Origin of the sequence: Flammeovirga sp. EKP202 (genome assembly GCF_014534745.1) — a bacterium.
Taxonomy (GTDB): Bacteria; Bacteroidota; Bacteroidia; order Cytophagales; family Flammeovirgaceae; genus Flammeovirga.
Window position 1 is genome coordinate 108504 of sequence record NZ_JACVVP010000012.1, and the last position, 15416, is coordinate 123919.

Genomic DNA, 15416 nt, shown 5'->3' on the forward strand with positions numbered 1-15416 from the left:
TCTAAAGATATTTTTGCTTTATCAACTCTTTACGCAACTGAGCAATCGCCAAACCCATATGATTCTCTACTGTTTTTACAGATATATTCAATTCCTCAGCAATCAATTTATAACTCTTCCCTTCATTTCTATTTAGTGTAAAAACTTTCCTTCTCATTTCTGGCATTGACCCGATCATGTTTTCCAAAATCAAGGCAAACTCATTATTAATTACAATATCTTCTGTAGAATTAGAAGTGGGATGTTGATGTTCTTCAAGACTTACATGGGAAAATTGTTCGTTGTTTTTCCTTGCATTTTTCTGATAATAATTGATGGAATTATTTTTAACTGTCTTTGTTATATAAGCCTCCACATTAATATCAAGAGGTAATTCCTTCCTTTTAGTCCATAATTTGATAAATGATAAATTAATAACATCTTCAGCATCTGCTTGAGGAAGTATTGATGATGCAACGCGAAGTAATTTGTGGTTTAGTTTTTCGTATATCTCTTTGAAAGCCCTTTCATCATCATTGATAAATGACCTCCAAAATGGTTCTAGCTGTAGTTTCATTATAATACAAAGCTACTGTTTTTTTATTCCAGCTATGGAAACCGTGCATTAAATCAATCCATTGTATCATTACCCTAATGTTACATGATTTACCCTTCTGTTAAATTGAAAAAAGTGATTGGGGGTAGCTGTTCTTTTTTCTTGTTCTATTAGTGAGAAGCAAAAAATATGATAGAAAACAGAGAAAATATATTAATAGCTAAAAGCCTTTCAGGAGAATTGAGTGAGGAAGAACAAAGAGAGTTTAATCAATTATTAGAAAATAACTTCACTTTGAAATGTGAGTATGACCTTCTGAAAAAAGCTTGGGGCACGTCAAATAACCAAGTTGTTTCCAAGGAAAAACAAAACAAAACCATCAATTGGAGATTTGTCGGTGGTATAGCCGCTTCCTTTTTAGTATTAGTAATGACTACTCTTCTTATCAATAAGAATGACAAAGAACAAGAGCAGATGATTACTTATCAAACGGGAATTGGGGAAACAAAAGAAATTATTTTAGAAGATAATTCTAAAGTGACCCTAAATGCGATGAGCAAGCTATCCGTTCCAGAAAAGTTTAAAGAAACAAGCAGAGAAATCTATCTTGAAGGAGAAGCATTTTTTGAAGTAACTAAAAATAAACATCAACCTTTTCGTGTAGCAACTGCCACTGTTAATGTTGAAGTGTTGGGTACCGTTTTTAATGTTAGGAGTTATCCTGAAAGTACTAACGATCAAGTTTATCTATCAAGTGGTAAAGTGGCTTTGACAAATGAGGCGTATCAATATGAAATGTCACCGAATCAACTTTACAACTTCAATAAAAACCAAAAATCCAACCTAATTAAAATTCAACCTAAAGGACATGAAATAGATTGGTTAAGTGGAGATATCAACTTTAATAGTTCGCCCATCACTGAGGTGATCAAAAGAATAAAGAGGAATTATAATATACAGGTGGATGTGAAAGGAGTTACTTCCGAGGATATTATAACAGCATCATTTAACAAGAAACAATCCGCGGAAGAAATTCTGCAATTGATTGGAATAATTACAGACAAAAATCTAATTAAATTATCTAACAATAGATACCAATTAAAATAAAAAAGGCCTTACTGCGCCAACAGTAAAAGCCTTATTCTAATTAATCTCGTCCATAAATTTATGTATTTTTTTACTAGAACCAAAAAAGCGGTAGGAGTATTTATTCTATCGGCAGGACTCTGTATTGCCCAAAATTCTGTGGCAAATGCAGAAAATCACTTAAAACTAAGTGCCCCTTTTCATTACCATAGTGATGAAACTACTTTAAAAGAAGTAGTCGTAAATCTTAAAGAAACGTATGGTGTGAATTTCGCTTATCCAGAGAAAATTGATGATAATCAGATGATTTCAATTTCTTTGGAAGGAACATCACTAGAAGAAGTGATTCAACAATTGACTCAACAAACGGGTTTAAAAATTCAAGTTGTTGGAAATACAGTCATCATTAAAAACAACACTTCTTCAAAAGTTGAACAACAAGAAGTTCAAACAAAAAAAATCAAAGGAGCTGTATTTGATGAACAAGGTGAACCAATTTTAGGGGCTACAGTTTCGGTTGTAGGAACCACTATTGGAGCCATCACTGATATTCATGGTGAATTTATGTTAGAAGTACCTAACGATGGAGAATTGAAAGTGAGTTACGTAGGTTTCCATGATCAAATCATCAGTATTGGTAATCAAACTTCGATCGAGATTTTCCTAAAAGAAAACTCTAAAGAACTGGAAGAAGTCGTTGTAATTGGTTACGGTGAAACGAAAAGAGGAGACCTTTCTTCTTCAATCACCACTGTGAAATTAGACGATATAGAAACTAACCTTTCACCATCACCAAATGAAATGTTACAAGGTCAAGTGGCCGGTGTAAATATTCAAGGTAACGGTGCTCCGGGTAGTGCATCAAGAGTTTCGATTCGTGGTGTATCTTCTATCAATGGAGCAAACGAACCTCTTTATGTTGTGGATGGTGTGCCTTTATCTAGTAATTCTGCTTCGACGCTTACAGTAGGTGATTATCGCCAAGATCCTTTATCGATGATCAACCCTAATGATATTGAGTCTATTGAAGTATTAAAAGATGCCGCAGCTTCTGCCATCTATGGTTCAAGAGCGACGAATGGTGTGATCTTGATTACTACGAAAAAAGGTAATGAAGGAAAAATCAAAGTAAACTTCTCAACAAAAACAGGTTTCCAAAACCTTCCAACTTCAATCGATATGTTGGATTCTGATTCTTATATCAGCCTTCAAAGAGAAGCTTCAAACAACTACAACAACGATATGGGCTTCAAGCCAGGTGATAATGGTTTTGTAGATGTCAACAATGTATTAGGTAATGTACCTGAAAACCCTCAAACATTGGATTGGTTGGGAATGGTGACTAATCAAAATGCTTTAATTACCGACAACAACATTTCCCTTTCAGGTGGTGGAGAAAATCATTTATTCTACATCTCAGCCAACTATTTCAATCAAGATGGTCTTTTACCTGGTACAAACTTAGAGCGTTTCTCACTAAGAGCTAACGTGGAAATGGATCTAAGCAAATGGTTAAAAGTGGGTGCTTTGATGAACATCTCTCAATCAACAGGTTATGCACAAGCCAATGGTAATGTTGGTACAGGTGTATTGAGAAGAGCTATCGAACAAAGACCTTATGACAGTCCTTATTTAGAAGATGGTTCTTATGCCATTGGTGGTCAGCATATCTTAAGACACAATGGTGTGCAAGTATTAGAAAATGAAGAGACGGTCAATAAGAATGTGATGAACTTGATGACTTTCTTTGCGGAAGCGAAATTAGCGGAAGGATTAAAATTCAGATCGACGGTAAACAGTGAGACTAGAAATGTCAATTCTTACAACCACCAAAGTATGTTGCACCCTTATGCATATGGCATGGGTAAAAGAACAGAGAGATCAGATGATATCCATAGTTTATTGATGGAGAATTTCATGACGTACAATAAAGAGATTTTCAGTAAAATGAATATGTCATTAATGGGCGGTCACTCTTTTAACTCTTACCAAAACAAATATGTGCAAGGATATGGTGAAAACTTCCCTTCTGATGATTTCACTAACTTAGGATCTGCAACACATACAACCTCAACGGCAGCTATTTCATACAACTACCTGAATTCATTTATCTCTAGAGCAAACTTCAACTACGATGACCGTTACTTATTAAACGCCAATGTAAGATATGATGGTTCATCAAAATTTGCTCAAGGTAATCGCTACGGTGTTTTCCCATCGGCATCAGTAGGTTGGGTACCGACAAACGAAAACTTTTTCCCCGAAGTTGAAGCAATCAGTTCTATGAAAATTAGATCAAGTTATGGTCTAACAGGTAACCAAGCAGGTATCGGAAACTTCAGTTATATCCCTACTGCTGTTGGTGGTTACAACTACAATGGAGGTACAGGTATGATGGTTACAAACATTGGTAACCCAGACTTGAAGTGGGAAACTGCGACACAATTCAACATTGGTACTGATCTAATGATGTTCAATGGTCGTTTAAAAGTGACTTATGATTACTTTATCAAGGATACTCATGATTTATTATTTGACCGTCCAACGTTGGCTACAAGTGGTTTCACTACTCAAACGGTAAATATTGGTTCAATGAGAAATACAGGTCATGAAATCAATATCTCAACGGTGAACATTGAAAACAAAGATTTCTCATGGACTTCAGACTTTAACATCTCTAGAATCAGAAATGAGGTGACTCAATTAGTTGATGATAGTCCTTACAGATACGGAAGCTGGAACGTATTAAAAGTAGGTGAGTCAATTGGATCATTCTACACTGTAAAAACGGATGGTATCTATCAAACAGTAGACGAAATTCCAGAGAAATTATATGCTCAAGGTGTACGTCCTGGTGATTTCAGATACGAGGATTTGAATGGTGATGGCATCATCAATGATGAAGACAGACAAGTGACAGGTTCTGCTTTGCCTGATTTCTATGGTGGTTTGACCAACACATTCAAATACAAAAACTTCTCATTATCGATTTTAGCTACATTCTCAGTAGGTAATGATGTGGTAGCAGACTGGAGAAGAGATTCAGATCACATGGGTGCAATGGATTACAATCAGCTAAGATCGAGCTATGAAAACAGATGGACTGGTCCAGGTACAAGCAACGACGTTCCAAGAGCAACAAAAGGTGGTCAGAACCACTTGTTCTCAGATTACTACATCGAGGACGGTTCTTACTTAAGAATTCAGAACGTCACTTTTGCTTACAACTTACCAAATCACATTGCTTCAAAAGTAGGATTAGGAGGAGCACAGATTTCAGTTTCAGGTCAAAACCTTTATACATTCACAAAGTATAGTGGATTTAGCCCAGACGCATCTTCTTCTTTAGATGCAAAGTCTTACGGAGTTGACTTCCTTCAAGTACCTAACCCAAGAAGTATCATTTTCGGATTGAACTTACAATTCTAAAAACGACCAATTAGAAAAAATGAAAAAGCTAATCAAATATATAACAATTGCCCTTTTTGCGGCAACTTCATTTTCTTGTGATCATTATCTAGATGTTAGTCCTCCTGATGCTGTTGCTCCGGATGAAATCTCAGATAGTAACTACCAGTTCTTCCTTAACGGTGCTTTTAGACAAGCAACGCCAGATAGAGATCAATTTTTCACTGCAGATGCTCGTGGTGGTAATTATGATTATACCAACTTATCGGGTATGAATTCTACTTGGGGTAAATTGATCCTTGGAGGAACAAACATTGACGATAACCTACCCACTGCGGATGGTATTTGGGCAAGACAATACAAAACGGTTTATAATGCTAATGTGATCATCAATGCCTTTTACAATGGTATGATTACAGATAATGAAACCAATAGAAGCATTAGAGCGGAAGCTTTATTCTTAAGAGCATTGTCTTATTATAATTTAATGGTGAATTTCAGTGGAGTACCTTTAATCAGAGAAAATACAACTGAAAACTTACCTAGAAATACAGAACAAGAGATCATTGAAGCTATTATCGAGGATTTAGAAGATGCTCAAGAAAGCCTTAACTCTTTTGATGGTGCGACACATTATGTTTCAGTTGAGGCCGTAAAAATGTTAAGAATGAGAATTGCACTTTGGGAAGGCGATCATACTACTGCTCACACTCTTGCTGAGCAAGTAATCAACAGTGATTTATTCCAATTAGATACTGATTACGGTAGAATTTTCAGAGCGGTTGAAAATAGTAACGAAGTCATTTTTGCATTCAGCAACAGAGTGGAAGAGCAAAATACTCGTTTCTCTCAATTGTTCTGGCCTTATGGTACGGATTGGAGTGGTTCTTACTTCGTCAGACCTTCTCAAGATGTTATCCAAAATCTTTTTGAAGAGGAGGACAAGCGAAAAGAGGTCAACATGCAGGTGATTGACAATGATACTCAAGATGATATTGTTTCTAAATACCACAGTGTTCAGCCCATTATCATTTTCAGAATTTCTGAAGCTATTCTAGCAAGTGCCGAAACTGCTTCAAGTACTTCTGAAGGGCTTGTAAGATTGAATCAAATCAGAGAAATCAGAGGGTTAAGTCCGCTAAATGCATCAGATATTGCAGGTAAAGAATGGGTTGATGTTGTATTAGAAGAACGTCAAAGAGAGTTCTATTCTGAAGGAATGCACCTTTATGATCTTATCAGAACGGACAAGGCAATCAACCTTCCTAACATTCAGAATAAGAACCAATATTTATTACCAATTCCTGCATCTCAAAGAAACTTATCTCAAGGTGTACTTGAGCAAAACCCTGGTTATTAATCATGAAAAAGTTAACAATATTCTTATTGAGTCTATTCCCCTTAGTGGGAATGGCTCAAATTCAAAGACATGCTATCACCCAAGAGGTGACTCCAACAAAATCACTGACTTGGGAAGAAAAAAATATAGCTGAGGGCATCGTGTTAAAATCCTTTTTAGGATATATCGATGATTTCAAAAGTCAACAATCCATCAATGTTTTGGAAATTGACCTTGATAAATCAGATAAAAAATTAGCCATTTCCCATGTCTATGATTTAGATCGGTATATGACTATTGATTCAATGAGTATGCGTGTAGATGCTATTGCCGGTATTAACGCCACTTACGCTGATGCATTTAGAGAGAAAGGTCACGACCGTACGATTAGTACTGTAAAAGTAGATGGAGAGGTATTACAAACTAATGTTCTTCCATTTGATCATATCTATTCTTGGAAAGAAGAAGGGTGTTTTTACTTTTCAAATGATAGAAAAAACATAGGTATTCTTAGAGGAAATAGAGCCGTATATCAAAACCTTCCTGTTGAAAATGTGATTTCAGGTTCACCGATGTTGATCGAACATGGAATTCCTGTAGGATATGATTTTGTACCGACTGATTTACCAGAAGTACCATCAACAATTGACTCTTTAAATACATTGGATTATGAAAATCCATATCGTCATCAAGGAGTTAGACATCCAAGAACTGCAATTGGTTTTGTGGGAGAAAATAAAATTGTGATGGTAACCATCGATGGTAGAGCACAACAAGCAGAAGGTATGTCTTGTGCTGAAGTCACAAAATTGATGTATGATTATTTAGGATGTGAAGATGCTTTGAATTTAGATGGAGGAGGTTCAACAACCATGTGGGTGAAAGATTTCCCTGGCAATGGTGTTGTCAATTATCCTTCAGGAAGTAAAAACGAGGATGGAACTATTAACCACGAAGGATTAAGACCGCTATTAAACGGTATTGCGATCCTTCCGTAAAGATTTCACTTAAATCGTTAGTGAATATGTAGACGATAATAAATTTTGAAAATTAAATTAGGAACAAAAAGCAGCTAAAATTTAGCTGCTTTTTTTGCTATTTAAAACTAATCTATTCTAATATCAATTTTATTTCAACCAAGCCGCCAACATCCAAATCGTCTTCTCTTGCTCGCTGATCAACTCAGAAAGTAATGCTACTGTACCTTCATCGCCAGCGTCTGACGCTTGTTCAATTACTTCTCTCTCTATTTTCAATAATGTTGATAAGTTGTTTACCACCAACTCTACTGATGCTATATCTGTTGTAATATTTTTACCTTGTGTAATTTCTGAAGCCTCTAAATAATCTGAGAATGTATGTAATGGCTGAACTCCTAATGTTAGAATTCTTTCCGCTATCTCATCCACACGATCATTTGCACCTGTATATAATTCTTCGAATTTAGCGTGTAACTCGAAAAAGTTTTTACCTTGAATATTCCAATGTAATCCTCTAAGGTTTTGGTAATACAATTGAAAGTTGGCTAATAATGTGTTTAATCCTTGTCCTAGTTCAGATGCTTTTTCTACATCAATTCCGATAATGTTTAACGCTGTTGTATTCATGTTTATATCTTTTTTTATTTGTTTCTGATTGATTACATTACAAAGGTGGCGGATTTAAGTTATAAATAAAAATAATATGTTTTTATATAGATATAATAAAAAACTATAAACATGAAAAGCACAAGTCCCCTAGCGCAAGTGTTAAGCGATAGCGACACTTGTGCTGACATCTGTAAAAAGTCTGAAGACTTTTAGATAATAAACTATTTCAAAGAAATAATGTAGAGCTTTGTCTAAATAAGCTCAACATCCAATACTTTCAAGGTTTTACCAGAATAATTTCCTGCACTTGAATACAGATATTCATCAGGTTCATTGACTATTCCCTCTTTTACAGGGTTATCATGAATATAATTTATCTTTTGAAAGAGTGACTCAGAACTCGTGAGCATTTTTGGGCAATTATGCTGTTGCCAAAATTGATACCTGGTATTATTTCTTTGACCTGTTTTTTCAAACATCCAAATCAACCATTTTTTCCTACTCTCACCAGGATTGTCTTTAATTGCATTGATGATTTTAAGAGACGTAAACTTCTTCATATCTCTAAGGATATATTCCAGCTTATTATCTTCATTATTCGATATGATAAGATGTATAGTCATGATCACGTATGCATGTAATGCTAAGCCTTTATTTTTTTGACAGTATTTCAAACTATCAATAATGATGTCTTTGTATTCTTTTCTTGTAAAAACATCAATCCAATGAACTACAGTTAGGGTCACAAAATAGCATTTAGTCTGATCTAGAATTTTGAATTTTCTACTCATTTTGAATCGTTATTGTAATAGTTAGTTTTTAATGTCACCACTTTGAGCATGTGAGCTTTTCTTGTGGAGCTATAAGTCTACAGACTTTTTAAAAATACCAGCACAAGTCTCGCCTGCGGCTTAAGACTTGCGCTAGTAAATTATTTATTGCGTTTATTTCTTATCGATCAATCGCCACCATCTGCTCAGGAGCTACAATAGCAAAGATTGTTGCATATTCAAATGCTACTTCCTTAAAACGTTGGAAACGGCCTGAAGCACCGCTATGTCCTGCCTCCATATTTGTTTTAAGCATAATGTAATTGTCACTTGTACTTTCTTCACGAAGTTTCGCTACCCATTTCGTAGGTTCCCAATATTGCACTTGAGAATCATGCAAGCCAGAAGTAACCAACATGTGTGGATAACCTTTTTTCTCTACTTGATCATAAGGAGAGTAAGAAAGCATATAATCGTAATATTTTTTCTCATTAGGATTTCCCCATTCATCATATTCACCTGTGGTCAATGGAATAGACTCATCCAACATCGTTGTCACTACATCTACAAACGGTACGTCTGAGATGACGAATTTGTAAAGATCAGGACGAGCATTAACAACAGCACCCATCAATAATCCACCGGCAGAACCACCGTTGATCACAAACTTTTCTGCAGATGTATATTTTTCTTCAATCAAGAATTCTGAACAAGCGATGAAATCGTTAAATGTGTTTTTCTTTTTCAACATTTTACCGTCTTCATACCAAGCTCTTCCTAAATCTTCTCCTCCTCTTATATGAGCAATTGCGAAAGCGAAACCTCTTTCCATCAAACTGATTCTTGATGGTGAAAAAGCAACATCATAAGAAATGCCATAAGATCCATAACCGGTCATGTACAGTGGGTTTTGGCCATTCAACTCAAAACCTTTTTTATACACTACAGAGATAGGCACTTTTACACCATCTTTTGCAGTAGCATACAAACGCTTTGCTTCGTAATCTTGTGGATCAAATTTGCCTAAAACCTTTTGTTGCTTTAATAAAACTCTTGATCTGTCCACCATATTATAGTCGTATTCTGAATAAGGTGTAGTCAAAGAATTATAGCCGAAACGTAAGATATCTGTGTTGAAATCAGGGTTGGCTCCAGACCATGCACTATACGTTTCTTCGCCGAAATCTAAATAGTGCTCTGATCCATCTTCCCACTTAATGATACGGATATGTACTAATCCATCTCTTCTTTCCTCAATTACATAAAAGTTCTTGAAGATATCCAAGCCTTCAAGAAGGGTGTCTGTTCTGTGAGCAATTACTTCTTCCCAATTGTTTTTATCAGTAGTATCCACATCTTCTGCCACTTTCATCAATCGGAAGTTTTTGGCCTCCCAGTTCGTCACGATATAAAAATGACCATTGAAATGAGATACGCTGTATTCGTGTTCTCTTTCTCTTGGAATAAAAGGTTTAAATTCTCCAAATGGGTCGTCTGCCTTTAAAATTCTTGTTTCAGTCGTTAGTGTTGAACCCGATTCAATGGCTAAATATTCTCTTGATTTTGTTCTTCTAACTCCAATCCAGAATGTATCATCTTTCTCTTCATAAACCACTACGTCTTCTGACTGAGGAGTACCTAAAGTGTGTCTCCATACTTTATCAGGACGTAATGTTTCTTTGTCTTGAGTCGTGTAGAAAACTGTTTTTCCATCAGCGGCCCAAACAGCATCACCTGTTGTTTCTTCTAAAACATCTTCTAGATTTTCACCTGTAGAAAGGTCTTTGAAACGAATCGTATATATTCTTCTTCCAACAATATCTTCTGCGTAGGCCACTTTATTTTGATCCTCACCTACAGTCATCCCTCCTATCTTATAATAAGATTGATCTTTTGCTTCAATATTAGCATCAATTAGAATTTCCTCTTCGGCTTCCAACGTCCCTTTTTTACGACAGTAAATCGGGTACTCCCCTCCTTCCACATAGCGTACATAATAATAGTAATCTCTTGCTTTATAAGGTACAGATTCATCTTTCTCTTGAATACGTCCTTTTAGCTCTTCGAACAAATCTTTCTCGAATTGCTTGTGTTCAAACATTACATCATCAATGTATTTATTTTCGGCATTGAGATAATCAATTACTTCTTGATTTTCTCTATCTCGCATCCAATAATAAGGGTCAACTCTTTGGTCACCATGCTTCTCTAATGTCTTAGGCTCCTTGCGAGCTATAGGGGGTTGGATATTTTTATTCATATTTATGTCTTTATCCTACAAAAATAATCAGATCTTAAAATAAGTAGGTCATTCGTGTAACCTTTTATGTTGTAAAACCTAAGTTTATTGAAAATGAACACTTTAGCTGTTCAAACAGTGTATTTACTGTTCGTTTTCGAACGTGATTTTAAATTAAAAAGTGACAATTACCAACATATTTAACTGACTTTCAGTTGCTTATATTTTTATGGCACAGATATAGAATAATTGTTAGTGTGTCAAATTAATTTCAAAAACATAATTCATAAACATCATGAAAACTATTTTCTTAACGCTTACAGTATTAATCTCAAGTTTTGTTTCAGTATTTGCAAATACATCAGATTTAGAAGCACCAAACGATGAAAAAAGTGCAATGCTTATAAAGAAGGTTCAAAAAGCAGATAAAAATGATTGGGTTACTTTAAAAGATGCAGCTTTATTTACAATCAACTGGAATGGTGATTTAGAAATGGCCAAACAATGGATTGATAAAGCAATCACAATAGATAAAAATGCTTTAACATTAGAAGTTTTAGGAGATTATTATGTTAGAACTCGCAATGTTGAAAAAGCAACTGAAACTTATTTTAAAGCTCTTGAAGAAGGAGTTACAAATTTAGGTAAAGAAGACATGGAACGTATACAACGTAAAGTATTAGTTTACGCTCGAATGAAATAAAAAAGATTTGGAATATCCGTATTCCGATGACTATCATATATTCATAACACTCATGAAGCCAAGGGGTTTGTTTGCCTCTTGGCTTTTTCTTTTTTATATTGATTGATAAGTACAGTGTAAACTAAATTTTCGAATATTTATGGTATCTAGAAATCAGGAGATTTCTGTTGATCTGTAGGGCACGAATGACGCTATCGCTTAACATTCGCGCCAGTGGACTTTCTACCCAATTCGTTTGGTACTGCTTTCCTTGGCCTTGAATTTTTTGCTTCGTTTTTGTTTCAAGACAAAAATGAAGAAGAAGGAAGCTTGAAAGTAGACCCTATAAATGCTTGTAGAAAGGTTAATGATAATTTCGTTTACGATGTAAGAAGTACTAAGACAAAATAAATAAGCATTAACGATGATGCTTTTTTTAGCTTAGTTCTTAGAAAAAAGTAAACTCAAATTATAACGATTCAAGCTAACGATTCTCTCATGAAAGAAGACTTTCTTTACTTCATCTGGAAATTCCAATATTTCAAGTCTATTCAGTTACGTACTGATCAAAATGAAAACCTTGAAATCATCTCTACGGGGTTACAAAACCATGATGCCGGCCCTGACTTTTTAAATGCCCATTTACGCATCAATGGTATAGAATGGCATGGCAATATTGAGATCCATGTAAAAGCTTCTGATTGGAAAAAGCATCAACATTCTCAAAATCGTGCTTATGATAATGTAGTCCTTCATGTTGTTTGGGAAAATGATTTTAATGTTTTCCGAAAAGATCACTCCTTGATACCAACGTTAAGCATTAAAAATTGTGTTGACCCAAAAATACAAGAAGGTTATGCTTCTTTTCGTCTCAATGATGATGTCATTGCATGTGGTCAACAATTGGAAAATGTTTCTCGTCTTCACAAACTTGCGATGTTGGATCGTGTTTTTTTAGAGAGAATCGAAAGAAAAGCAGGGAAAATACTTCAACAACTCCAGCTTTCAAATAGAGATTGGGAAGAATGTACCTACAGAACTTTGGCAGAATATTTCGGTTTCAAGGTAAATAATGATGCCTTTCAACGCTTGTCTTCGATTGTTCCTATCCGTTTATTAAAACTTCATGCGTATCAACCCATTCAAGTGGAAGCGTTTCTTTTTGGTAGTGCTGGCTTTTTATCTGATGAGGCTAATTCACCATATATGAAAAAACTTCATCGGGAATATAAGTTTCTGAGTCACAAGTATGCCATTAAGGAAAAGGAAATGTCTTTACATGAATGGAAATTTTTAAGATTACGTCCTGCTAATTTTCCAACTATCCGTATTGCTCAACTTTCTAGTATTATCATCAATATTCCGCATTTGTGTTCTGCATTTCTACATATTTCTTCCTTAGAAAGCTTTATCCGATTCATGCAGCATCCCACCTCAGAGTACTGGCACTCTCACTATCATTTTGGTAAAACTTCTCAAAAACCAATTAGTGCATTTATTGGCAAGTCTGCACTACAATCTTTATTGGTCAATGTCGTCGTTCCCTTACAATTTGCCTACGGAACAGATAGAAATGAAAGTCGATATAAAGAAAAAGCAATTCAACTCTTAGAAGCTATTCCCCCAGAAAACAATAAGTTCACGAAACTATGGAAAGGGTATTCCATTAAAAATAACTCCTCTTTAGATTCTCAAGGATTGATTGAGTTGTATACTCAGTATTGTCAAAAAAACAGGTGCTTAGAATGCAGCTTAGGCGTTCAGGTTTTGAACAGTAAAAATAAGCATTAACACTTCGATACATGAACATGTAATCATAAGTGCGTATATTTGTTTTTTCCATCATCCAAGTATTTACTTAATCGAATATATTATGGAACACGATAAGATAGAAAAAGCTGCTTTTATATTAAAAACTATTGCACACCCTGTAAGGCTTAGAATCTTAGAATTATTAGATTGTACGAATCGTTTATCAGTAAGTGAGATCTGTGCTAAATTAAATTGTGAGCAATCTTTAACCTCTCATCATTTATCAAATATGAAGTTGAAAGGCATTTTGTCTTCACAAAGAGAAGGGAAAAATATTTATTATTCTTTGAAAGAGAAGTCGGTTGTCAACATTATTTCATGCTTGGAAGATTGCGACTGTAATATGGGCTAAAGATCTACTAAATAATAAAGGTAGAATCCTCCTCCACGTCCATGTCTGTTGAATGAGTATTCAAGCTTTAAGACTGAACTATAAAAAGTAACGAAGTCCATTCCAAGACCATACCCAATTAAAGGTGTATTGGTTAAACTTTCGTTTGATGGATCTACTCCTGGATAATAAACATACCCTGCATCAATATATGCCTTAAAGAGAATATCAATTGGAATTCTTTTGGCATGCTTTGATTTTATGATGTTCTGAAAATTAAGTGCAGTAGATAAGGCTCTAAACTTTAAATCATTTTTAATAATTGCAGTGTTTTGCCCATCAATCACATAATTATCGTATCCCCTTATAAATAAGTTTTTGTAACCAATGGCCCTCATTTCATTGTAAGGTAGTTTCTCAGGGAATCCTAATTTACCCGCAAAACCAATAGAGTAATAGAACCTTTTTACTTTGTCGAGAGGCATAAATTTATAAGCCGACCATTCCATAATGACTGCGTTAAGGTCATCAAAGACTCCTAATCCCAACTTCTCTATACCGAGCTTCAAGTAATAGCCATTCAATGGATAACTTGTAATATCTCTTTTATCTCTAGTGTAAGTATACCCCAATGTAAAGTACCTCAACTTTGTTCTTCCCTCAAGGAAAAAGTCTGGATTAAGCATTGCAACGGTATCCGCTACTTGGTCTTGATCATAGCTCAATGAAAAATTATGATGATCATAAAAACCATATCGCTTTCCAAAGTTGATAATACCATTCCAAGATCTTCTTAAAACTTCAGTATCTTTTTCTACTTCCACAAAGATGTTGTCTTCTGTTTTATAAGCCACCGTAGTTTCTTCTTTAAAAGAACCTGCGAAAGACAAGCTTGTCTTTTGTTTTTTATCAATATAGGGGAAAGAGTAGCCAATACTGAACTGTCTTGAAAAGCCCAACTCAATCAAAATATCCAATGTTTCATTTCGCCCACGCATATTACGTTGTTTGAAATCCAACCCGTATTGTATCCTTCCTAAGTCTGCCCCTCTATTATTCCACCACTCATTAAAACTTCGATCTGCCAACTCAATAAGAGGCACCGGCCAAGTGTACCATCGCTCTACCATAATGAATTCAATATTGATAGAATCACTTTCCACTTCGATGACCATGACATCTACAGTTTCAAAAAGTTGAGTATTGAAAACTTTGTTCCTTTCAGAAGTGATATACTGTTTAATATTTTTTTTAGGAATAAGTCCACCTTCTTTGATATCAAGCTCCCTATTGATAATCTGAGGTTTGGTTTTATTTAGCCCTACAAAATTAATTTTATTGATATGTACATATCCAACCGTATCTACATCAAATTGGTCTAAACCCGTGAGTAGCAAGTCATTTTGTGCACATACAGGTTGAGTTAATGATAGCAAAAAAGTCAAAAAAATCACCTTAATGGACAGTGCAATAATGGGAGTTCTATATATATTTGTTTCTAATTTATTCACTATGGCTTGCTATAAAAAAATCAAGCATTTATATGTATGTTTAATATTGTCACTCTAAAGATAGAAAAAGCACAATTAGTCAATTATATTTGTATTAACTTCAGAGTGATTCTA

Annotated in this window: 12 protein-coding genes; 7 read left to right on the top strand and 5 right to left on the bottom strand. The window is 34.9% G+C overall.

Annotation, left to right across the window (positions count from 1 at the left end; all coding sequences use genetic code 11):
* Position 1 precedes the first annotated feature (1 nt).
* Entirely contained in the window at positions 2-556 is a 555-nt protein-coding gene (locus tag IC221_RS09760; RefSeq protein WP_188168792.1) for an RNA polymerase sigma-70 factor, read from the bottom strand.
* A 168-nt stretch (positions 557-724) separates the two neighbouring features.
* Here IC221_RS09760 and IC221_RS09765 point away from each other — a divergent pair, with 168 nt between their 5' ends.
* From IC221_RS09765 to IC221_RS09780, 4 genes are read left to right on the top strand one after another with little or no spacing between them, the layout of a single operon-like run.
* The gene (locus tag IC221_RS09765; protein ID WP_188168793.1) at positions 725-1642 is read left to right on the top strand and encodes a FecR family protein; all 918 of its coding nucleotides are present in this window, start codon (positions 725-727) and stop codon (positions 1640-1642) included.
* A 60-nt stretch (positions 1643-1702) separates the two neighbouring features.
* Entirely contained in the window at positions 1703-5050 is a 3348-nt protein-coding gene (locus IC221_RS09770) for a TonB-dependent receptor (RefSeq protein ID WP_188168794.1), read from the top strand.
* Positions 5051-5069: 19 nt separating this feature from the next.
* Positions 5070-6389, top strand: a complete 1320-nt coding sequence (locus IC221_RS09775) for a RagB/SusD family nutrient uptake outer membrane protein (RefSeq protein WP_188168795.1) — start codon at positions 5070-5072, stop codon at positions 6387-6389.
* Between the two features lie 2 nt (positions 6390-6391).
* Positions 6392-7366, top strand: coding sequence for a phosphodiester glycosidase family protein (locus tag IC221_RS09780; protein ID WP_188168796.1), 975 nt, complete (start codon positions 6392-6394; stop codon positions 7364-7366).
* Positions 7367-7495: 129 nt separating this feature from the next.
* On the opposite strand, the gene IC221_RS09785 is transcribed toward IC221_RS09780, so the two are convergent.
* The 3 genes from IC221_RS09785 to IC221_RS09795 all read right to left on the bottom strand — a co-directional run bounded on the left by IC221_RS09785 (position 7496) and on the right by IC221_RS09795 (position 10987).
* A complete protein-coding gene (locus IC221_RS09785) occupies positions 7496-7975 on the bottom strand; it encodes a Dps family protein (RefSeq protein WP_188168797.1) in 480 nt (159 codons plus the stop codon).
* A 233-nt stretch (positions 7976-8208) separates the two neighbouring features.
* Complete coding sequence (locus tag IC221_RS09790; protein ID WP_188168798.1) at positions 8209-8748, bottom strand: transposase; 540 nt, start codon at positions 8746-8748, stop codon at positions 8209-8211.
* 160 nt (positions 8749-8908) lie between these two features.
* Positions 8909-10987, bottom strand: a complete 2079-nt coding sequence (locus IC221_RS09795) for a S9 family peptidase (RefSeq protein WP_188168799.1) — start codon at positions 10985-10987, stop codon at positions 8909-8911.
* Positions 10988-11261: 274 nt separating this feature from the next.
* Between IC221_RS09795 and IC221_RS09800 the strand changes: the two genes are divergently transcribed.
* From IC221_RS09800 to IC221_RS09810, 3 genes are all read left to right on the top strand, one after another.
* Positions 11262-11669 carry a hypothetical protein gene (locus IC221_RS09800; protein WP_188168800.1) on the top strand — a complete coding sequence of 136 codons (408 nt, stop codon included), beginning with the start codon at positions 11262-11264 and terminating at the stop codon, positions 11667-11669.
* Between the two features lie 477 nt (positions 11670-12146).
* Positions 12147-13439 carry a DUF2851 family protein gene (locus IC221_RS09805; RefSeq protein ID WP_188168801.1) on the top strand — a complete coding sequence of 431 codons (1293 nt, stop codon included), beginning with the start codon at positions 12147-12149 and terminating at the stop codon, positions 13437-13439.
* Between the two features lie 82 nt (positions 13440-13521).
* Complete coding sequence (locus IC221_RS09810; protein ID WP_044204578.1) at positions 13522-13812, top strand: helix-turn-helix transcriptional regulator; 291 nt, start codon at positions 13522-13524, stop codon at positions 13810-13812.
* On the opposite strand, the gene IC221_RS09815 is transcribed toward IC221_RS09810, so the two are convergent.
* On the bottom strand, positions 13809-15302 hold the full coding sequence (locus tag IC221_RS09815; RefSeq protein ID WP_044204580.1) for a BamA/TamA family outer membrane protein: 1494 nt from the start codon (positions 15300-15302) through the stop codon (positions 13809-13811). The genes IC221_RS09810 and IC221_RS09815 overlap by 4 nt on opposite strands.
* Positions 15303-15416: the final 114 nt, after the last annotated feature.